Raw genomic sequence first — 19,962 nt, forward strand, 5'->3', positions numbered from 1 at the left:
TATGGGGGCAGCGTGTTGTGAAGGTCACCTAAGGGTCAGGGTCTCGCAATCTGGAATTCCAAGATCGAATTTCAGTGCCGAGTCTTCAATTGATCTTTGGCTTGTCCCAGTCGTCCATGAGTGCGCCCGGGGCGGTTAGAGGGGGAGGGGGAGGGCGTTGTGCAGGCGCCGTCGGAGTCCGGGGTGCGGGGCGGGAGCGAGCGCGCTGGTCTGATCGGTAGTGGCGGTAGCGAGCGGGGTGGGAGATGGCCGCGCCGGCACCGAGCAGTGCGGCGTACTTCGTGTCCTGCAAGGCGAATGCCAGCGTGACGTGCGGGTCCAGATCGATCCTTGCCGAGAAAGGCCTCCCGGTCAGACCGCAAGCGCGGCACCTGGTTCCTCCGCCCAACTCCGCGACGCAAGATTCCTCCTCCGTTACCGGGGTGGCGAAGATGGGTGTTGGCCCCGATGCGCCGGGCGGGGGCGCCAGGTGATGGTGGGGGTCCGGAGCACCTTCTGTTCGGGGAGGCCCTCGTGGAGCGCGGGTGCTCGCGGCAGCACCTGTGAACGGAGCCGCGCCGATGACGACCCCGCCCCCGCCTCCGCATCACCCCCGCATCTGCTGGGCGGGTCCGCCATGAGCGTCACCGCGTGGCTGGCCGTGGCGGTGTTCGGGGCTGTCTACGTGCTGATCGCCACGGAGAAGGTTCACCGGGTGGCCGCGGCCCTGGGCGGCGCGGTCGTCATGCTCCTGATCGGCGCGACGAGCCCGGAGCACGCGTTCTTCTCCGACGTGGCCGGCATCGACTGGAACGTCATTTTCCTGCTGCTGGGCATGATGCTGATCGTCTCCGTCCTCAAACGCACCGGCCTGTTCGAGTTCGTCGCGATCTGGGCCGCCAAACGGTCGCACGGCCGCCCCTACCGGCTCATGGTGCTCCTCATCATCGCGACCGCGTTCCTCTCGGCGTGGCTGGACAACGTCACCACCGTCATGCTGATCGCCCCCGTGACCATCGCGGTCTGCACCAAGCTCGGCGTTCCCGTCGTGCCGTACCTGATCGCCGAGGTGATGGCCTGCAACATCGGCGGCGCCGCCACCCTGATCGGTGACCCGCCCAACATCATGATCGGCTCCCGCGCCGGCCTGTCCTTCAACGACTTCCTGCTCCACATGGCACCCATCGCGGCCCTGCTGGTCGTGGTGTTCGCGCTGATGGCCCGCTGGATGTTCCGCGGCGCTTTCTCTTACGACCCCAAGCGGGCCGCGCACGTCATGGCCATGCGCGAGCGGGACGCCATCACCGACCCCCGGCTCCTGGCCGTGAGCGGCATCGTCGTCACGATCGTCATGGCCTGCTTCGTCCTGCACACCACCCTCCACCTGGAGCCGTCGGTCGTCGCGATCTCCGGCGGCCTGATCCTCCTCGCCGTCTCCCGGCTCGATGCGCGCAAGGTCGCGGCGGACGTCGAGTGGGAGACCCTGGCGTTCTTCGCCGGCCTGTTCGTGATGGTCGGCGCCATGGTCCAGACAGGGATCCTCACCGACCTCGGGCAGGCCGCGGCCCGCGCACTGGAAGGCAACCTGTTCGGCGCCTCCATGGCCCTGCTGTTCGGATCGATCGTGCCGTCCGCGGTCATCGACAACATCCCCTTCGTCGCCTCGACCAGCCCGGTCGTCTCCGAGATCGTCGCCGCCTCCGGAGGAGGCGAGCAGGCGCAGGTGTTGTGGTGGTCCTTCGCACTGGGCGCGGACCTGGCGGGCAACGCCACGATCATCGCCTCCTCCGCCAACGTCGTCACCGTCGGCATCGCAGACCGCGCCGGACACCACATCTCCTTCTGGCAGTTCAGCCGCTACGGCCTGGTCGTCACCGCTGTCACCACCGTGCTGGCCGGGGCGTACGTGTGGCTGCGCTACTTCGCCCTCGCCTGACCGATGAAAGGAGGCAAGGCCATGACCGACTCCGATGATGAACGGATCGCCGACCTCGAAGCCGCGCTGTGGCACGACGATCCTCACTTCGCCCGCGGCCTGGGCAAGGGCCGCCCCCGCCGGCCCCGCGAGTACCGGCGCGGCCGAGCCTGGCTGGCCCTGCTGCTGGCCCTGGCCGCCGTGGTCACCGGGGTACTGGTCCCGCACGGGCTGCTGCTGGCGGCGGGCCTGATCATGGCCGCGCTCGCGGTCAACCTCCTCGACAGCAACCGCCTGCGCCGCCTGCGCCGGCGCAGGCCCTAGGGGCGCGCTGTGACGCTGCAGCAGCTGTACCTGGTGCTGCTGGTGGGCGGCGTCGTCCTCATGGCCAGCATCGCCGCCGCCCGCACCGCGCACCGGCTCGGCCTGCCGAGCCTGCTGCTGTTCCTCGCCGTCGGCGTGATCGCGGGCGAGGACGTGATCGGCATCGAGTTCGACGACGCGCAGCTCGCCCAGTCCCTGGGAACCGCGGGCCTTGCCGTCATTCTCGTCGAGGGTGGTCTGAGTACGCACTGGCCTGACGTCAGGTGCCGGCTGGCACCGGCCGGTGTGCTGGCGACCGTGGGCGTTGCCGTGTCGGTTGTGGTCACGGGTGCCGGGGCCCACTACCTCCTGGGCATGGACTGGCACCTGGCCCTGCTCCTGGGTGCGATCGTCTCCTCCACTGACGCCGCCGCGGTCTTCGCAGTGCTGCGCTCCCTGCCCCTGCCTCGGAAGACCACGGGGCTGCTGGAGGCGGAGTCGGGGTTCAACGATGCCCCGACCATCATCCTGGTGCTGGTCTTCTCCACCGCCGTCGCCGACCTCCCCGGCCCGGCCGCGATTCTCGGCAACGTCGTCTACCAGCTGGTCGTCGGCGGTCTGCTGGGGCTGGCCATCGGCAGGATCGGGGTGGCCGCGCTGCGGCACATCGCGCTGCCGGCCACCGGGCTGTATCCGCTGGCGACCGTCGGGTTCGGCGTCATCGCCTTCGCCGCCGGCGGATTCGTCAACGCCAGCGGCATCATCGCCGCCTACCTGGCCGGGCTGGTCCTGGGCAACTCGCGCCTGCCCCACCGCGCGGCGACCCGCTCCTTCGCCGAGGGCACCGGATGGCTCGCCCAGATCGGCCTGTTCGTCATGCTCGGGCTGCTCGTCGACCCCAGCGAACTGCCCTCCGCCGTCCTGCCCGCCCTCGCGGTCGGACTCGTCCTGCTGCTGATCGCCCGCCCCGTCTCGGTCGCCACCTGCCTGCAGCCCTTCCGCACCCCCTGGCGGGAACAGGCCTTCATCTCCTGGGCGGGCCTGCGCGGCGCCGTGCCGATCGTCCTCGCCACCTTCCCGATCGTCGCCGCCGTCGACGGTGCCCGGCACCTGCTCAACATCGTCTTCGTCCTCGTGGTGGTCTTCACCCTCGTCCAGGGCCCCACCCTGCCCGCCGCAGCCCGCCTCCTGCACATCGCCCGGCCCGGGGCCGTGCGGGAGCTCCAGGTCGAAAGCGCGCCCCTGGACGTCCTGGACGCCGACCTGCTGACCGTGACCATCCCGCCCGGCTCACGCCTCCACGGCGTCGCCGTCTTCGAACTCCGCCTCCCACCCCCGGCGGTGATCACCCTCCTCGTCCGCGGCGGGATCACACACGTCCCCGGCCCCGACACGGTCCTCGCGGCCGGCGACGAGCTCCTCCTCGTCACCACCCAGGCGACCCGGCAGGCCACCGAACGACGCCTGCGCGCTGTCGGCCGCCGGGGCAAACTCGCCCGCTGGCTCGGCGAACACGGCAGGTCCGAACCGGTCGGTGGCGGCACCGAGTGACCTAGGAGCTGTTCGACGGGCGGGAGACCTGTGCGAAGCCGACCAGGGCGACACCGGCCATCAGGAGCGGCACGAAGACCGTGAAGGGCAATGCGGGCGCCCCCGCGAGCGCCCCTGCCATGTATACGGCGGTCGCTGGCCACAGGACGATCAGCAGGGTCAGGGTGAGGGCGCTGGAGACCGGGTCGCGTTCGATGTCCCGGCGCCAGCCCGGGTGACGGGCCAGGAGGCGGGGCAGGCGGTGGGCGAAGCCGACCGCGCCGCCGAGGTAGACAGCCAGGGCGGCGAGCAGCAGCACAGTCTCCCGGCTGGTGATCGCCGCCCAGGTGTCCTCACTCACGCGCGGCCGGCCGGATCCTGCGCCTGGTCCTTGAAGTCCTCCGGGGATACCGGCTGGGACGGCACCGCGGCCAAGGCAGCCGGCCCCGGCGGGGTGCGGCGACTGCTCACCCACGCGGCCACAGGTTCGGTGTAGCGGGCGGTCAGCGGGCCGATCACCACGAGGATCAGCACGTACGCGGTCGCGAGCGGGCCCATCGCGGGCTCGATGCCGGCCGTGACGGCGAGTCCGGCGATGACGATGGAGAACTCGCCGCGGGCCACCAGCGTGCCGCCGGCCCGCCAGCGTCCCTTGACGCCGATCCCGGCGCGCTTCGCCGCCCAGTACCCGGTGGCGATTTTCGTACCCGCTGTGACGACGGCGAGCGCGAGCGCGGGCAACAGCACGGGCGGGATGCTCGCGGGGTCGGTGTGCAGGCCGAAGAACACGAAGAACACCGCGGCGAACAGGTCGCGCAGCGGGCTGAGCAGCGTGTGGGTGCCCTCGGCGACCTCACCGGAGAGGGCGATGCCGACGAGGAACGCGCCGACGGCGGCCGACACCTGGAGCTGCTGGGCGATGCCGGCGACGAGCAGGGTCAGGCCGAGGACCACCAAGAGGAGTTTCTCGGGGTCGTCGCTGGAGACGAAGCGGGAGATGTGGCGCCCGAAGCGCACGGCGATGAACAGGACCGCTCCGGCGACGCCGAGGGCGATGGCCAGGGTCGCACTGCCCGCGGCGAGGCTCACGCCGGCGAGGAGGGCGGTGATGATCGGCAGGTAGACCGCCATCGCGAGGTCTTCGAGGACCAGGATGGACAGGATGACCGGGGTCTCGCGGTTGCCGACCCGGCCCAGGTCGCCCATGACCTTGGCGATCACCCCTGAGGAGGAGATCCAGGTGACGCCTGCCAGGACCACGGCGGCGACCGGGCCCCAGCCCATCAAGAGTGCTGCCACGGCGCCGGGGACCGCGTTGAGGCCGAAGTCGACCAGGCCGGCGGGGTATTGGGTCTTGAGGTTGGAGACCAGGTCCGAGGCGGTGTACTCGAGGCCGAGCATGAGAAGCAGGAGGATGACGCCGATCTCGGCGCCGATCGCGACGAACTCCTCGCTGGCGCCCATGGGCAGCAGTCCGCCGGTGCCGAAGGCGAGGCCGGCCAGGAGGTACAGGGGGATGGGGGAGAACTTCAGGCGCCCGGCGACCCGGCCCAGCAGGCCCAGGCCGAGGATGATCGCACCGAACTCGATCAGGAACAGAGCGGAATGCACAGGCGATCACTCCCGTCCGAGTATGGAGGCAGCGGCGTCGACGCCCTCGCGGGTGCCGATCACGATGAGGGTGTCCCCGCCTGCGAGGCGGAAGTCCGGCGCTGGGGAGGGGCGGGCCTCCGCGCGGCGCAGCACGGCCACGATCGAGACACCGGTCTCCGTACGCATGCGGGTCTCGCCCAGCACCCGGCCGTTCCAGTACGAGTGCCCGGACAGCTCGATCCGTTCGGCGACCAGGCCGAGGTCGGTGGTGTGGAGCACGTTGGGGCTGTGGTGGGCCGGCATCAGCGCGTCGATCAGCGAGGTGGTCTCCGCACCGGTCAGGTGCAGGGACTGGGCGCAGGCGTCGGGGTCGTCGGCCCGGTAGAGGTTCACCGTCCGGGTGCCGTCGCGGTGCGCGACCACGGACAGGTGGCGGTGTTCGCGGGTGGTGAGGTCGTACTGGACCCCGATGCCGGGCAGTGGTGTGGTGCTCATCCGTGGAGCAGGCACAGCTGTCCCCCTCGTGTTCGCTTTCCTACGTGACGCTGCTGCGGCGGACACTGGTCTCGGGCAGGAGAAGCCGCTCGGCGGGCCCATCGTGCCACTTTCCGCGTGTCCGAAATATGGGTGTCGGCACGGATGGACAGCAGCGTTCCATCGGCGTGAGGATGGGGCGGGGAAGTGGGCTTCGTCGCAGGTCAAAGGGCCTGGATGCGGAGAGGCCGGGCGGCCGCGGAAGATGCTGGGGGACTGGCTGGAAAGGCGTGTGGCCGTGTCGTTGTACTGGCGGATCTTCCTGCTGAACGCAGGTGTTCTGGCCCTCGCGGTGGCCTTGCTGCTGGGCCCGGTCACCGTATCCACGCCGGTCCTGTTCGGGGAGGCGCTCGTGCTGCTCGGCGGGCTGGCCGCGATGCTCATCATCAACGCGGTCCTCCTCAAGGTCGGCTTGGCCCCGCTCGCCCGTCTGAACCGGGCCATGGCCACCGCCGACCTCCTCAAGCCCGGCACCCGGCCGACGGTCACCGGCGGCGGGGAGATCGCCGCCCTCACCCGGACCTTCAACGCCATGCTGGATCGGCTCGAGGCCGAGCGGGCCACCAGCAGCGGCCGGGTGCTCACCGCGCTGGAGGGCGAACGCAAGCGCATCGCCCAGGAGCTCCACGACGAGATCGGCCAGACCCTCACCGCTGTGCTCCTCCAGGTCAAGCACGCCGCCGACCGCGCCCCCGAACCGATTCGCACCGACCTGCACCAGGCGCAGGAGACCACCCGCGCCAGCCTCGACGAGATCCGCCGCATCGCCCGCCGCCTGCGCCCCGGCGTCCTGGAAGAACTCGGCCTGCACAGCGCGCTGCGTTCCCTGGCCGCCGAGTTCACCACCCCGCGCCTGGGCGTCACCGCCCACATCACCCCCGGCCTGCCCCACCTGGACCCGGCCACCGAACTCGTCCTGTACCGCGTCGCGCAAGAGGGCCTGACCAACGCCGCCCGCCACTCGGACGCCACCCGCGTCGAAGTCCACCTGCGTCCCCTGCCCCGCGGCGGCACCGGGCTCCTGGTCCGCGACAACGGCCACGGGCTCGGGGACGCCCCTGAGGGCGCCGGCATCCGCGGGATGCGCGAACGCGCCCTGCTCATCGGCGCCGAACTCCTCGTCGGGGCCAGCCCACACGGCGGCACCCAGGTCCGACTCGAAATCCACGACACCACGGGGGCAACAGCATGAGTCAGCCGGAGGGCGGGCCCGCCCGCATCCTGCTCGCCGACGACCACACCCTCGTCCGCCGGGGCGTACGCCTCATCCTGGACGCCGAACCCGACCTGGCCGTGGTTGCCGAGGCCGCCGACGGAGCCGTAGCCGTCACCCAGGCCCGCAGCCTCGACATCGACCTCGCCGTCCTCGACATCGCCATGCCCGGCCAGACCGGCCTGCAGGCCGCCCGCGAACTCGCCCGCATCCGTCCCGGCCTGCGGATCCTGATGCTCACGATGTACGACAACGAGCAGTACTTCTTCGAAGCCCTGCGCGCCGGAGCCTCCGGCTACGTCCTCAAATCCGTCGCCGACCGCGACCTCGTCGAAGCCTGCCGCGCCGCCCTGCGCGACGAGCCGTTCATCTACCCCGGCGCGGAGACCACCCTCATCCGCAGCTACCTCGACCGCGCCCGCACCGGCGGCCCGATCCCGGACCGGGCCATCACCGAACGCGAAGAGGAGATCCTCAAACTCGTCGCCGAGGGCCACAGTTCCAAGGAGATCGGCGACCTCCTCGTCATCAGCCCCAAGACGGTGGAGCGCCACCGCGCCAACCTGCTCCAGAAACTCGGCCTGCGCGACCGCCTCGAACTCACCCGCTACGCCATCCGCGTCGGCCTGATCGAGCCCTAGCCGCAGCCGTAGTCGCCCCGGCGCGCACCGGGGGACACATCGAATTCCGCAAGCCATCCGGCCGCCCGCGCTTCACACCTGTGTGCGGTGGGGCGCCCAATCGGTTTCGACCCGGGGGAGAGCCTGTGCACCACGACGACGAGCCCGTCTTCAAACGCAGCAAGTGGGGAACCAACCGCTACTACTACAACCCGCGCAACCCCGTCGGCCTCGCACTGATCGTCATCACCGTGCTCTTCGTCGGGACGATGATGATCCTCATGGCCAACCGGGCCGGACCGTTTGCGGCCCCTCCCGCCCCCAAAACGTGGAACCCCCCGGCGTACGAGCAGCCGTGGCCGCCCCTGCCGACGACAGGCGCCCCGGGAGTAGGTGCCCCGTGAGCGGGATACGGAACTGGCGGCGGCAGATGGGATCCCTCCTTGTGTGGTGGGCCATCGTCACCCTCGTACTGGTGCTGCTCAGCGCGGTTACCAGCCAACCGGTGACCCTGGTGGGGTGCGGTGCGTCCGCGGTGTTCCTGATCGCGGTGGGCGAGGCGGGCAACGGGCTGAGGCAGCGCCTGCGGCGCAGAACGAGGAGAACAGGGTGACGCAGAGCGACTCGATACCCGGGCCGATGATCGTCTGCGGTGACGATGCGCTGGAAGTCGGTCGGCGGGTGCGCGGGGCTACCAGTCCTTGGCGGCGCTTGCGGCGGCGGGCAGTTTGCCAAGGAGTCGTCTCCCTGACCGGTTGAGGCGAATGGGTCAGTCGTGCAGGCGTCCGAGCAGCGCGCCCTGTCCGGACTGGAGCACGTGGGCGGTCTCCAGCGGGATCCAGAAACACTCGAACCGGGTCGGCTCTTGCTCACCGTCGTGGTCCTCCTGGCTCGGCCACCGCACGGGGGTCGGCTCGGTCAGCTCCAGGTGGAAGATGTGCCGCTCCTGGATTTCGGCCCGGTACGGGCCCATGTCGTACTCGCTCACGCCGAGCTTGCGCACGATCGTGAAGTCCTTGAAGCCGGTCTCCTCGGCGGCCTCGCGCAATGCCGCCGCCTCGGGGGTCTCGCCCTCGCGGATGCTGCCGGCCGGGACCTGGACGCCGACCTCCTCCCAGGGGAAGTCGACGTGACGGTGGACCAGCAGCATGCCGTCGCGCACGATGTAGCACAGGGCCTTGGCTTTGGTGAGCTTCCTAGACACGGGGTTCTCCTCAGGAATCGTCGGATCGTGCCGCCCGCCACACCCTGAGTCGGGCGGCAACGGACCGGCCGGGACGAAGGCGCTGAGTCTAGGTCTCGTGAGGAGGCCCCGGGCGGAGCCCGCAGAGCCGAAGGGACCCCCATTGCGTCCCACTCCAGCCAAGTTGAGGCTCTCGTGCCCAAGGCAGTGCCCGTGCTATGCCGCGGGCGGCGCGTCCCAGCAGGACTTCGGGGTGTTCCTACTCCTGCACGACCTTCAGCTCGGCGCCCAGCGCGGTGAGTTTGGGCAGCAGACCGGCGTAGCCGCGTTGCAGGTGGTAGATGCCCCGAACGGTTGAAGATGCTGGCGCCGCGCGGTCACTCAACCGGCGCGAACCACGCCGCGGTCTCATCCTTCTCGACCACCGCGATGATCTCCCGCATCCGCGCGCTCATCGGCGGCAGCGCGTCCAGCGAGAACCAGCCGACCTCCACCGACTCGTCGTCGCAGACACGGGGCGAGGAGTCCGGGCCTGCAGGCCGGCAGGCGAAAATGATCTCCAGGTACTGAGCCCGGTCCCCGTTGGAGTGCTGCACCGGCGGGGAGTTCGTCACTGCTGCCAGACGCTCGACCACCACCCGTACTCCGGTCTCCTCATGCACCTCCCGTGCCACCGCGGCAGCCGGGGCCTCGCCCGGCTCCACGATCCCGCTCAGCGGCGTCCATTGGCTGGCAGCAGTCCTGCGTTGCAGCAACACCCTCCGGTTCTGGTCGCGCACGACCGCGACCACCCCCGGGAGCCAGAGAAGGAAGTCCGGGCCGACCGCCTTCCGGAGATCTGATACGAAATCAGTGGCTCTGTTCACGACTTCCGGTTCTGGCTCAAGTTCTGTGGTGCCGATACGGTGAGTGATCACGGCTAATCGAAAGTGCGAAGGATGAGCTGAACTTCTTGGCGCCACTCCGCAGCGGTGCGGCTGTCCACCCATCCCTGAGCGAGTTTGGACCCGTCCCCCAATACCCGGTGGAGCGCCAGACGAGCCAAGGCACGCACCGACTCCGGCATCTCGGGCAGTGGTCTCCGGTTCTGGCTGGTGACGTAGGCAGCGGCGGCAACTGCCTCCGCTCCGTCCTCGCCATCGACAACCGAGCCGGAATCGACGACTCGCTGGAATGCATCCCTAATGGCGGTCAATGCCTCCTGCGGCGGCAGGCTGTGGAGCCAGTCTCTGAAGTCGTCGGCGAGATCGCTCTGGAACGGTCCTGTTCCCCACGTGCCCATATACGTCTCCTGGTATCCGCTCGTTGAGCCGCGGCCAGCATCTCAGCAGCCACTGACACCTTTCACGGCGCAAGGAGCACTCGCTTGCGGAGCAGGGCAAAGCCGGCCCGGCCGAACATCTGGCGCTTGAGCATCTTGATGCGGTTGACATGGCCTTCGACCACGCCTGAGTTCCAGGGCAGGGTCAGTCCGGCGGTGACAGCATCGAGGTCGCGATCGATGCCGGCTGCGAGGGTGTGGAGGCTAGGCAGGTCGTCCTGGCGGACGGCGTCGAGCCAAGCTGGAAGGTGCTCGCCCTGACGCTGGGTGAGCATGGTGGCGAAGGCTCGGACGTGGCGGGTGAGAGCGTCAAGTTCGGGGCAGTGGGTGCGGACGGTCTTGAGCTGGAGCTGCTCGGGTTCCGTGAGGGTTTCCGGGCGGCTGAGGATCCATCTGGTGACCGTTCGGGGCGAGGGCGGCCGGGCGGTCACCGGCCGCGGTGAGGTTCGCTTCCTGTGCAGGTAGGCGCGAACGCGCTGGTAGCTACCCTTGTAGCCGAGCGGCACGATCTCCTCCCACAGCTTCCAGGCGTTGGTGCAGCCGTCCGTCCACCGCTCGTCCAGGTAGGGCTTGTAGTCGTCGAGGACCGAGGGCCGGTTCTGCCACTGGCCGGTGAACAACTCCTCAGGGGCGGTAGCGTCGGCGAGCTGTTTGACCGTGCGCCAGGTCATGCCGAGCTGACGCTGGATCGAGCGGTGGCTGTGCCCAGCCTCCAGCAGGGCGTGGACGGCAGCATGCCGGGCCCGGGTGCGGTCGGCGAACCGGTGGCCGGTCGGCCAGGGCGAGCCGGACGGCTCATCGTCTGCTGGATCGGGGGCCGGTTCTGGCTCGGCGGCGGGGACGAGGACTCGCAGGCAGCGGCGGTGCTGGGCGACGGCCCGTTCGGCGGCTTCGCCCACGTTGTGCCACAGGTGCCACCGGTCCGCGACCTGGACGGCCTGCGGGGCGCCGGCGGCGGCCCCCTCGGCAAAGAAAGGGGCCCGATCCCGGCAGACGACCTCAATGCCCGGCCGTTCGGCGAGCCAGGCCGCGAGGCTGGACGCCTCCCGGTCGGGCAGCAGGTCGACCGGCCGGCGGGTCTCGACATCGACCAGGACGGTCCCGTAGTGCCGTCCTTTGCGGGTCGCGTACTCGTCGACACCGACGACCCGCGGAGCAGGCGGATCAGGCTCGGCCAACGCGTCGACCAGGCGCAAGACCGTGCTTCGGCTGACACCGGCGCCAAGCACCCGGGACATGCGAGCGCCAGCCCGGCCGGCCAGAGCCAGCCCGATGTCGGCGAGCGTCGAACGGAGCCTTTCCGTGCGCTGGCCGTGGCGGCGCGTCAGCCCTGGCACCTGCTCGACAAACGTCCGCCGCTCGCAGGAGGCGTTCGGGCAGGTGAACCGCCTCACTCGCAACCGGAGAACCACGCTTCTGCCGCCACTCGGTACATCAGCAGGAAACCGAACGTAGGAACCGTGAACCCGATCCGACCACGTCCCACACATCGGGCATGACGCCCCAGCGGCGGTGCACCGGACATCGACACGCACTATCGCGATATCCACGTCTATGGACAGCACCGCCACATCCGCACCGCGCGGGAGCAACAGATCCTCCAGCCGAGCCCCAAGGTCATCCACGGCCCCGAACTGTCAGCCCAACCACCCGAACAGAGAGCCATTTTCGGGCAACCTCAGATGCCCACCTCACGACCCATGCCGTCACCCAACGTGGCCAGACCACAGAACTTGAGCCAGAACCCGTTCTCGTGGACAAAGCCAGTCCCCCGGCCGCACGAGGGAACACTAGTCCGGCGTGGGGATGAGGGCCTCGCTTCGATGTGGGTCGGGCGTGGGGGCTACCAGGTGGTCAGGTCGGCGGCGTCCGGAAGTTCGGTGACGGGCTGCTGCTCGGCGCGGGGGATCCCGAACCGCGTTCGGGCCTGGTGGACGGCTGCGAGCTGGTCGGCCGCCGGGGGACCCCAGTCGAAGAGCTCCAAGGTCTGTTCGGGTGTGGCCAGGACCCGGATGTGGGTGCGGCCGGTGGCCGGATCGGTGTCTGGAGGGCCGAGGTGGGTGAGGGGCGCGGCGTAGCGGAGGCGGGCATACGGCCTGTTGGTCTCGGAGAGGTGGCCGAGGAGCAGTGGTTCGGCGAACTCGGCCGCAGCTTCCTCGTGTGCTTCCCGGCGCAGCGTCACGAGCGGGTTGTCGCTGTCTTGGGGTTCTGGGGTGCCGCCGGGTAGGCAGGCCGAGCCGGTGTCCGGCTCTACGAGGAGCAGGACGCGGCCGTCTGGTGCGAGGAGCCATCCCCAGGACTGGATCACCACGAGCGGTTCTGGGGCGGGGCCGGTGTGGAAGGGGAGGTGGTGCCGGGCGCGGGGGGTACTGAGGATGCCGGCCCGGTCCAGGACGGTGGGGGCGATCGGGCGGCCGTCTTCCAGCAGGGCGGGACCGGCGTTGTTGATGCGTGCGCGCAGAGCGGACAGGGCCCGGCGGGCGTCGCCGGGGGACATGAGGGCGTGCAGGCGGGAGGGTTCGACGAACTCGACGGAATCGATCTCGCCTTCGGGGAGCTGGATGGAGGCGATCTGTTCGTTGTTCCAGGTACCGCCGTCGTAGACGTGCAGGATCTCGCCGGGGAAGCGCATGTCTGCGGGCGTGTTGATGCTGTCGGCGCTGACCCAGTCCACGGCGAGCCCGCGGTCGACGGTCATGGCGACGCCGAGTTCCTCGCGCAGTTCCCGCGCGGCGCCCTGGGCGGGTGACTCGTCCTTGTCGACGGCGCCGCCTGGCAGGAGGCAGGTCGTGCGGTAGTCGACGCGCTGGATCAGGACCCGGCCGCGCCGGTCGGTGATGAGAACGGATGTTCCGGCCCACAGCGCGGCCGACGCCGCGCAACGCTCCGTACTCCTCGTCAGTCATCAACGTGTTCGGCACCGCGTCTGGGGAGGGCGTGGCGGTCATCTCGGTCTCCGATCGTGCGAAGGTCCGCTTAGGCAGGCAAGGCGCTGGAGACAGCCGCGGGCAGGGCGCAGAGCTGGTGGGGGTCGCCGGGGGCAGGGCCGGGGGAGAGCCGGGTGAAGAACTCGGTGCCGATGATCTCGGTGCGTTCGGCTTCGGGCAGCCGGGCGAGCAGGCCCGGCAGGGGCCGGGGGCGGGCGGCCTCGCTGCGGTGGGCGAGGATCGCCTCCCACTTCACTGCGGCCCACGGTGAGACGTCGACGGTCGTGGTCACGTACGCCTCCGGCGCCGCGTGGACCGTCTTCCCGACGCTCTGAAGGCGCGGTCCGAGCAGGCGGACCCCGGATTCCGGGTGCGTGGCCGCATATAGGGCCGCCGGTTGCCAGGGCTCGCCTGCGTCGGGATACAGGTGCGGCAGGCCGGCAGCCTCGACGGCGAGGAGGGTGATCTGGTGGGCGCGCCGGTGGTCGGGGTGCCCGGTGAGCTGGCCGAAAACGTCGTGGCCGATCACGATGTCGGGCTGGACTTGGCGGATGTGTGCGACGAGGCGTCCGACGGCTTCGTCGAGGGGCGCGTCGACGAGGCGTGCGGAGCTATCTGGTGCAGAGGCGGGGTTGCGGGCGTCGGCGTAGCCGAGAAGGCGCGGGGCACCGGCACCCAAGACAGCCAAGGCGTCGGTGAGCTCGGGGATGCGGTGGGTGTCGGCGGTCCAGGTAGCGGTGACGACTGCGGTGCGGGCGCCCGCGGCGGCGTGTTGGGCGAGGACGCCGCCGGCGAGGAGGGATTCGTCGTCCGGGTGTGCGAAGACTCCGAGAACGGAGGGTGCGCTGGGTTGTGTCACAGGGGTGCCTCCGAGAGCTGTTCGGTCAGCGCGTGGGGACGGGAGTGTGGGTGAGCTCTTCGGCCCGGCGGGCGATGAGCGGGGCGAGGGTGGGGTGTACGCCGCGGGAGCAGGCTTGGAGGAGCTGGGCGAGGGCGACAAGTTCGCCTGTTCGGCCGGCGTCGGTGTCCAGGACGTGGGCGAACTCGCTCCGGATCCGGGCGGCGGTCGCCGGAGCGGCGAGCGAGTACGCGTGGAGCAGCCCCAGGTCGTAGCCGGCGGGTAGGCGGCCCCAGTTCTCCCAGTCGAGCAGGACCAGGGGCGCGCGGGTGAGGTTCGCCCAGTGCAGGTCGGCGTGCCCGGTGGTCGTCTCACGGATCCGGATGGAGTCGATGCCGAGGAAGCGGCGGAAGTTCCGGTCGACCCAGTTTTGCCGTACGGACTCCCGGTCGGTGGGCACCGTCGCGAGCGTGCCGAGTGCGGACTTCAGCTCTGCCCACCACGAGTCGGGCAGATTGACGTCCTGGTCGAGGGCGGGAGTGCCTCGGGTGACGGGCGGGACGGACACGTACTCGGTGAGCTCGGCCCGGTGGGCGACGTCCCGTGAGATCCAGTCGAGGACGCCGCGAAGCCGCGGCCGCGGTACCGACCGGGGGACGTGCGTGTCCGCGGTCGCCGTCCCCTCCCACAGCCGTCCGCCCGCCTTGTCCACCTGGGCGGAGACGATGCGCAGCCAGCAGTGTCCGGCTCGGCGCCCCAGGGTGCGGCCCTGCCACCCCCACACCTCGGGACCCGACGCGGCCACCTGGAACTGCCGGGCGGCGGCCGCGTGCGCGCGCCGCATCCGTTCGCGATCACCACGTTCTGCCGGTGCGACGAACACCGCCTCGGCTGCTGCCCGTTCCACCGTCACACCCCCTTCGTCACGATGTCGGCCCCGGAGTGCTCAACAGGCCGGGGCGGCGGCACGTCACGCCCAGGCCAGCGGAACACAAGACGGCAGAGGTCCTTGTCCAGGACGTCGCCGGCGGGCAGCGCATGGTCGGGCGTGCCGGCCGGGTGGACCGTCAGGACGGGATCGGCGTGCTGGTCGTTCGCCTCGGCGCGGATGTGGCGGTCCCAGGCCCGGACCGTGTCCGCCAGCCGCTCGGCGAGCGCGGGTCCCTGCTCGCCGAAGGCGTGGACGGTCCACTCCCACTTCTTGTCCTGCGGGCTGTCGCCGTCCTTGGTCTTCACGTGGATCAGGTAGGCGAACGAGGCGTCGCCGACGATCGCGGGAGCGTCGCGGTCCTTCGCGATGCCGGTCACACCCTCGTCGGGTTCCTGATGGGCGGCCAGGCGGCAGAAGCCGGCCAGGGTGGTGGCCGCGTACAGCTGCAACGAGCCGAAGTAGGCGTTTGCTCCCATGGTCACGCCTGTGGGGACCTCGTGCCGCGGCCCGCGCAGTGCCTCCTCCAAGCCCGTCGTATCGGCGGCGGCGCCGTGCTCGAAGCGGAGCGTCAGCCCGCCGTCGAGGAGGGAGAGGACCGGGATGGTGCGGGCCTGTTGCCCTTGGTCGCGGACGAAGCCGCAGTATGTGAAGTGGAGGGCATGCAGCACCTGGCCACGCCGTTCGAAGGTGACCGCCCGTGTGTAGCCGCCCATCTCCAGCGGCAGGACCAGGCGGCCGCCCTCGGTCAGTTGCTCCCGCCAGGCCGGGGCGATGTCCCAGCAGTTGTACGTGATCATGCTGGCGTCGAAGCCACCGCGCGGTACGAGAGGGGCGGGGGCGCCGAGGGCGGCGTCGGCTTCGACGGCGGTGACGCGTCCGCTGCCGGCCTCCGTGAGGAACCGGCGGGTGCGGCGCACGACCCACGGGTCGATGTCGACGGTGACCACGCGTCCGCCGGGTCCGGTGACGTGGGCGATCAGCTCGGCGTTGTAGCCGCCGGATCCCGCCTCGAACACGACCGCGCCCGGCTTCAGGCCCAGGTGCTCGATCATGTCGGCCTGGAGCCAGGCCGCGGATACCGAGCTGATCGCCGTCCCGGTCTCGTCGTAGCGGGTGATGACGGCCCGGTCGCCGCCGTCGTACGCCGCCAGGAAGTTCACTTCCGGGGCGAAGCGGTGCCGGGGCACGGTCCGCAGAGCCTCCTGCACCGGCGCGGAGGGGGCCCAGCCGCCGTCGATGACCGTCTGGGTCATCGCGGCGCGCAGCCTGGCGGCCTCGGCCGGTTCCCCCGGCACGGGCGGCTGGGCGGCGGCGATGGGGTAGGAGGTCGCCAGCGGCAGGCCGGGAATGATGCCGGGCCACACGGCATCGATCGCGAGAGCGGCTGGGACGAACACGTCCCCGGCGCAGGCGAGGGCGTGGAGGTCGAAGAACTCCCACCGGTCGAACTTGTCCGGCTCGGGGTTGGTCAGAGTGCCCGTCCAGGCGGTGATGCGGACGACGGCCGTGAGCCGCGGGACCCCGTGGCTGTCGTCGACCAGCATCGTCACCACGTGCGCGTCGGCCGGATTGGCGACCAGCCCGGTCTCCTCTGCGAGTTCCCGCACCGCGGCCGAGGCGAAGTCCTCCGGGCCGGTGGTCTTGCCGCCCGGCAGCTCCAACATGCCGCGCCGGGAGCGGCCCAGCAGGACCCGGCCGGCGGAGTCGGTGACGACGGCGAGCGCGCCGGTCAGTGCGTGGCCGGTGGTCGGCCGCTTCTCGACGGCCCGGGTGTCGACGTGGCACGGCCCACGCAGGACCAGGAAGGCCAGACCGTCCGCGTCCAGCCGTTCCACCGTTTCCCAGCCGGCACCGAGCAGCGTGATCTCGTCCTCATCCAGGGCGATCCCGCGCCGCTCCTCCGGCGTGCTCTCGACGACCGGGGTGATGACGACGAGCGCGCCACCGTCGCGCAGCCGCTCGCCCAGCCCGTGAACGGTCCGGCCGCGGTCCCTCACGAACGGGTACACCAGCCGCAGGGATCAGGTCGTACCCCTCCTCGCGCAGCGGGGCCGGGTCGTCACGCTCGATGTCCAGCTGCAGCCAGCGCACCCCCTCGACGGCGGCGTGCTCCTCACGGGCCCGGGCGATCGCGCCGTCCGTGAAGTCGACGGCGTCCACGGTGTAGCCCACCCCGGCCAGGTGGGCGGCCAGCTCCCCGGTCCCGCAGCCCACATCCAGGGCCCGACCCCCGCCCTCGGGGACCGGGGCGTGCTCGGCAAGGAGTTGCTGCTCGCGCTCACCGAGCCGGCGCCACCCCTTCCCCTCGCCGTAGTGCTGCTCCCACTCGTCGCGGGCTGTGTACGTCAACGTGCTGCTCCTCATGGTGGGCGGGGCGGGGTCAAAACGCTGTTCGGTGCGCAGCCGAGCCAGGGTGCGCAGGCCGCGTTCCACCAGCTCGGGATCACCGTGGACGGCGCCGTAGGAGATGCCGGAGATGGCATCGAGGACGGACAGGACCGTGAGCTGTGCCTCTTCCTCGGGAGTGAAGGGGCGGCCGTAGCCGTCCATCACGGCCTGGAAGAGATCGGGCCGGCCGTGCCAGGCGTCGGAGAGCCGTACGAAGTCCCGCACGGCCGGGCCTTCCTCCGACCGCTCGAAGTCGATGACGTACAGAGCGCCGGCGCTCTCGTCCCAACGCAGGTTGCGCAGCTGGAAGTCACCGTGCGTGGACACCGTCTGCAAGGGAGCCAGACCGGCGGCACTGTCGGCGGTGGCGCGGATGAATTTCTCGTCGCCGGGAGCGAGGTGGGGCAGGGCGCCCGCAAGGTGGCGCTCCAGCTTCCCCAGCGGCAGGCCGTCGGCGGCCGGCCGGGGCGGGGCGCTGTGGTGGATGGCCGCCGCGAGCTGTCCGATGCGGTGGAAGATGAGGCGCTGCTGCTCGGGCGGGTGGACGGCGCCGTGCAGGGTTCGGCCGCCCACCGCGGTGAGCACGACAGCCCGCAGCGTGGGGTCGGCGGCCACCAGCCGGGGTGCGGCCGCCCCGAGACCGGAGACCCAGCTGCGGAGGGCGGCCACTTCACGCTGGTGGAATCGGTCGTTCTGGTGGATCTTGACGTACCACTCGCCGCCCTCGGCGCCGCGCGCCCGCCATACGCGGCTCTCCTCCCGCGCCCAGGACACGTCCGTCCACGCGGTGATCCGGCCGACCGCCTGCTCGGCGAACGCGCGCACTGCCTGCGCCGGGACCGCGCCGCGCGCGTCGGGTTCGGGGACTAGGACCAGCCGGTCGACTGACTGGTCGTAGGCGATCGGGTCGTCGGGCTCCTGGAAGTGCACGGCCATCCGCGCGCCGGCCCGGTAGCCATCCAACCCGGCGCGGCAGTACGCCACCATCGGCTCCGGCAGGGCGTCGAAGGAGAACCACCCCATGGCGTCGCACACATGGTGCTCCATGACCTCCGGGGTGCCCTCCCAACGCGTCACCTCGAAGAACACCCCAATCCGGGCGCCGCCGGCGGGGGCGCGGTGGTGCACGGTGACGGCCGCCCGGACGTCTGCCGGGTCGATGACGACGCCGGACTCCTCCCGGGCCTCGCGCACCAGGGCGGTGACCATGTCCTCCCACGGGCCGTCCAAGTGCCCGGACACGAGATGCCAGCAGCCCGGCGCGTACACATCACCGGCCCGCCGGGACAGCAGCACCTCGGGTCCCGCCGCGCCCTCGCGTACGGCGATCAGGTGGACGTCGAGCGGCTCGGTGTGCCGCTGGGTGCCGCTCACGCGTCACCGCCGGGGCGGCGCGCGAGCAGCACGGTGAACACCGCGTCTTCGACAAGGCCGCCGGGCTCGCCGTGCCGCTCCAGCAGCTCCAGGGCTTCGGCTTCGAAGCGGCCGTGGCGGTCGCCGAAGAGGTCAGGGCGGGCGAAGCTCGTGCTGCGCAGGTAGCCGAAGACCTGAGCCGGCGTCCAGACACGGCGGACAGGGAATCGGCGCTCGGTGACCTGGCTGAACGGCGATGAGGCGAGGTCGTCCTCGTACCGACGGCCCGGTCCGGCATACACGCCGCCCGTGCCCGCGCGGCGCGCCTCGCCCAGGTAGGACTGGATCAGGTGCTTGAGGGCGGCCGTCCAGTCCGCCCGGTAGGTCCACAGGCTGCCGTCCCCCATGATCGCCACCGTGGCCTCGGGAGCGGTGGCACGGTCGGCCATCTTCAGGACGGCGGACCGGTTCATCCAGTGGAAGGACCGCGCGCAGGTGATCAGGTCTGCCCGGTAGCCGTCGAACGGGGGCGTGAAGTCCTCGGCCGCCACCGGGTGGTAGCCGGCCGGACGGCCGCCCAGCAGGGGTTCGAGTGTGGCGGCGGCCTGGCGGAGCATGTCCTGGTCCGGGTCGACCAGGTCCACGCGGTCGATCCGGGGAACGGCCGGGAGTAGAGCGGCAGGCACCTGGCCCGTGCCGGAGCCGAGGTCCAGGAGGGCCGGGCGGTCGGCTTTCCGCATCGTGTCGGCGAGGAGCGAGACGGCCTCCGGCGGGATGCCGGGGCGGTGGCGGGCGTAGTCCGCCGCCGTCGACGTGAACAGACCCTTGGGCTCGTCGTGCGGTGGGGTGGTCATGCGTCCTCCAGCAGTTCCCTCAGCGCGGCGGCGTCGGCTTGCAGCTGTGCCTCGTCCTGGCGCCCGTTGTCGAGGACGTCCCAGGGCAGTGGCCCGCCAGGCGCCGGGTCGGTGTCACCGGCGTAACGGGGGCAGATGTGGCTGTGTAGATGGGGTACGACGTTGCCGAGCGTGGAGAAGTTCAGCTTGATCGGTTCGTAGAAGGCCGTCAGGGCTCTGCCGAGCGCGAGGGTGTCGTGCCAGTAGGCGGCGGCGTCGGCTTCGGACAGGTCGGTGGGCTCGGCCGCGTGCGGGGCACCGCGGTGGATGAGCACGCAGTAGCCGCGCAGGCGTCCGCTTCGCCACAGGTAGGCGTTGGCCACTTCACCGCGGCGGAGCAGGAGGCCCCAGCCGATGTCGTCCGTGGAGTAGTCGTTCGCGCACATGGGGCATCCGTCGCCGGCGCGGTGGCGCAGGAAGGTCTCGGGCCAGCCGGACGGC

20 protein-coding genes are annotated in these 19,962 nt (G+C 71.0%); 6 read left to right on the forward strand and 14 right to left on the reverse strand.

Going from position 1 to position 19,962, the window contains the following annotated elements:
• The first annotated feature begins 616 nt into the window (after window positions 1–616).
• The 3 genes from DEJ43_RS28450 to DEJ43_RS28460 are packed head-to-tail and all read left to right on the forward strand — an operon-like array spanning window position 617 to window position 3,748.
• A complete protein-coding gene (locus DEJ43_RS28450; protein ID WP_015036849.1) occupies window positions 617–1,915 on the forward strand; it encodes an ArsB/NhaD family transporter in 1,299 nt (432 codons plus the stop codon).
• 21 nt (window positions 1,916–1,936) lie between these two features.
• Window positions 1,937–2,218 (forward strand): DUF3040 domain-containing protein, encoded by a 282-nt coding sequence (locus DEJ43_RS28455; RefSeq protein WP_015036850.1) that lies wholly within the window; start codon window positions 1,937–1,939, stop codon window positions 2,216–2,218.
• A gap of 9 nt (window positions 2,219–2,227) precedes the next feature.
• A complete protein-coding gene (locus DEJ43_RS28460; RefSeq protein ID WP_015036851.1) occupies window positions 2,228–3,748 on the forward strand; it encodes a potassium/proton antiporter in 1,521 nt (506 codons plus the stop codon).
• 1 nt (window position 3,749) lies between these two features.
• Here DEJ43_RS28460 and DEJ43_RS28465 read toward each other — a convergent pair whose 3' ends face one another.
• The 3 genes from DEJ43_RS28465 to DEJ43_RS28475 are packed head-to-tail and all read right to left on the reverse strand — an operon-like array spanning window position 3,750 to window position 5,815.
• The gene (locus DEJ43_RS28465; protein ID WP_015036852.1) at window positions 3,750–4,088 is read right to left on the reverse strand and encodes a hypothetical protein; all 339 of its coding nucleotides are present in this window, start codon (window positions 4,086–4,088) and stop codon (window positions 3,750–3,752) included.
• Complete coding sequence (locus DEJ43_RS28470) at window positions 4,085–5,338, reverse strand: cation:proton antiporter (RefSeq protein ID WP_015036853.1); 1,254 nt, start codon at window positions 5,336–5,338, stop codon at window positions 4,085–4,087. Before DEJ43_RS28470 ends, DEJ43_RS28465 begins: the two co-directional genes overlap by 4 nt.
• Window positions 5,339–5,344: 6 nt before the next feature.
• Complete coding sequence (locus DEJ43_RS28475; protein ID WP_041663000.1) at window positions 5,345–5,815, reverse strand: cation:proton antiporter regulatory subunit; 471 nt, start codon at window positions 5,813–5,815, stop codon at window positions 5,345–5,347.
• Window positions 5,816–6,092: 277 nt separating this feature from the next.
• On the opposite strand from DEJ43_RS28475, the gene DEJ43_RS28480 reads away from it, so the two are divergent.
• The 3 genes from DEJ43_RS28480 to DEJ43_RS28490 all read left to right on the forward strand — a co-directional run bounded on the left by DEJ43_RS28480 (window position 6,093) and on the right by DEJ43_RS28490 (window position 8,091).
• On the forward strand, window positions 6,093–7,046 hold the full coding sequence (locus DEJ43_RS28480) for a HAMP domain-containing sensor histidine kinase (protein ID WP_041664289.1): 954 nt from the start codon (window positions 6,093–6,095) through the stop codon (window positions 7,044–7,046).
• Entirely contained in the window at window positions 7,043–7,708 is a 666-nt protein-coding gene (locus tag DEJ43_RS28485; RefSeq protein ID WP_015036856.1) for a response regulator, read from the forward strand. The genes DEJ43_RS28480 and DEJ43_RS28485 overlap by 4 nt, the downstream gene beginning before the upstream one ends.
• A gap of 125 nt (window positions 7,709–7,833) precedes the next feature.
• Entirely contained in the window at window positions 7,834–8,091 is a 258-nt protein-coding gene (locus DEJ43_RS28490; protein WP_015036857.1) for a hypothetical protein, read from the forward strand.
• Between the two features lie 365 nt (window positions 8,092–8,456).
• Here the strand turns inward: DEJ43_RS28490 and DEJ43_RS28495 are convergent, their stop codons facing one another.
• From DEJ43_RS28495 to DEJ43_RS28550, 11 genes are all read right to left on the reverse strand, one after another.
• Window positions 8,457–8,891 carry an NUDIX hydrolase gene (locus tag DEJ43_RS28495; RefSeq protein ID WP_015036859.1) on the reverse strand — a complete coding sequence of 145 codons (435 nt, stop codon included), beginning with the start codon at window positions 8,889–8,891 and terminating at the stop codon, window positions 8,457–8,459.
• Window positions 8,892–9,247: 356 nt separating this feature from the next.
• On the reverse strand, window positions 9,248–9,787 hold the full coding sequence (locus DEJ43_RS28500; RefSeq protein ID WP_308339655.1) for an NUDIX hydrolase: 540 nt from the start codon (window positions 9,785–9,787) through the stop codon (window positions 9,248–9,250).
• 2 nt (window positions 9,788–9,789) lie between these two features.
• Window positions 9,790–10,152 (reverse strand): DUF4259 domain-containing protein, encoded by a 363-nt coding sequence (locus tag DEJ43_RS28505; RefSeq protein ID WP_041663001.1) that lies wholly within the window; start codon window positions 10,150–10,152, stop codon window positions 9,790–9,792.
• Window positions 10,153–10,214: 62 nt separating this feature from the next.
• Window positions 10,215–11,795, reverse strand: coding sequence for an ISL3 family transposase (locus DEJ43_RS28510; RefSeq protein WP_202491755.1), 1,581 nt, complete (start codon window positions 11,793–11,795; stop codon window positions 10,215–10,217).
• Window positions 11,796–12,034: 239 nt separating this feature from the next.
• Window positions 12,035–13,093: an NUDIX hydrolase gene (locus DEJ43_RS28515; protein WP_324603807.1), complete on the reverse strand. Its 1,059-nt coding sequence runs from the start codon at window positions 13,091–13,093 to the stop codon at window positions 12,035–12,037.
• A gap of 74 nt (window positions 13,094–13,167) precedes the next feature.
• Window positions 13,168–13,977 (reverse strand): PIG-L deacetylase family protein, encoded by an 810-nt coding sequence (locus tag DEJ43_RS28520; protein WP_015036865.1) that lies wholly within the window; start codon window positions 13,975–13,977, stop codon window positions 13,168–13,170.
• A 25-nt stretch (window positions 13,978–14,002) separates the two neighbouring features.
• Window positions 14,003–14,863: a hypothetical protein gene (locus tag DEJ43_RS28525; RefSeq protein WP_233448000.1), complete on the reverse strand. Its 861-nt coding sequence runs from the start codon at window positions 14,861–14,863 to the stop codon at window positions 14,003–14,005.
• Between the two features lie 2 nt (window positions 14,864–14,865).
• Complete coding sequence (gene fxlM / locus DEJ43_RS37860; RefSeq protein ID WP_237531838.1) at window positions 14,866–16,854, reverse strand: methyltransferase, FxLD system; 1,989 nt, start codon at window positions 16,852–16,854, stop codon at window positions 14,866–14,868.
• Window positions 16,760–18,649, reverse strand: a complete 1,890-nt coding sequence (locus DEJ43_RS28540; protein ID WP_015036868.1) for a phosphotransferase — start codon at window positions 18,647–18,649, stop codon at window positions 16,760–16,762. The genes fxlM and DEJ43_RS28540 overlap by 95 nt, the downstream gene beginning before the upstream one ends.
• The gene (locus DEJ43_RS28545) at window positions 18,646–19,482 is read right to left on the reverse strand and encodes a class I SAM-dependent methyltransferase (protein WP_015036869.1); all 837 of its coding nucleotides are present in this window, start codon (window positions 19,480–19,482) and stop codon (window positions 18,646–18,648) included. Before DEJ43_RS28545 ends, DEJ43_RS28540 begins: the two co-directional genes overlap by 4 nt.
• On the reverse strand, window positions 19,479–19,907 hold the full coding sequence (locus tag DEJ43_RS28550; RefSeq protein WP_041664291.1) for an HIT family protein: 429 nt from the start codon (window positions 19,905–19,907) through the stop codon (window positions 19,479–19,481). Before DEJ43_RS28550 ends, DEJ43_RS28545 begins: the two co-directional genes overlap by 4 nt.
• Window positions 19,908–19,962 lie beyond the last annotated feature (55 nt).

This window comes from Streptomyces venezuelae ATCC 10712, from assembly GCF_008639165.1.
GTDB classification, from domain to species: domain Bacteria; phylum Actinomycetota; class Actinomycetes; order Streptomycetales; family Streptomycetaceae; genus Streptomyces; species Streptomyces venezuelae.

Coding starts and splice junctions, on each gene's coding strand:
- DEJ43_RS28550 (WP_041664291.1), bottom strand. CDS start 19,907: ATGTGCGCGAACGACTACTCCACGGACGACATCGGCTGGGGCCTCCTG.
- DEJ43_RS28485 (WP_015036856.1), top strand. CDS start 7,043: ATGAGTCAGCCGGAGGGCGGGCCCGCCCGCATCCTGCTCGCCGACGAC.
- DEJ43_RS28475 (WP_041663000.1), bottom strand. CDS start 5,815: ATGAGCACCACACCACTGCCCGGCATCGGGGTCCAGTACGACCTCACC.
- DEJ43_RS28545 (WP_015036869.1), bottom strand. CDS start 19,482: ATGACCACCCCACCGCACGACGAGCCCAAGGGTCTGTTCACGTCGACG.
- DEJ43_RS28450 (WP_015036849.1), top strand. CDS start 617: ATGAGCGTCACCGCGTGGCTGGCCGTGGCGGTGTTCGGGGCTGTCTAC.
- DEJ43_RS28455 (WP_015036850.1), top strand. CDS start 1,937: ATGACCGACTCCGATGATGAACGGATCGCCGACCTCGAAGCCGCGCTG.
- DEJ43_RS28505 (WP_041663001.1), bottom strand. CDS start 10,152: ATGGGCACGTGGGGAACAGGACCGTTCCAGAGCGATCTCGCCGACGAC.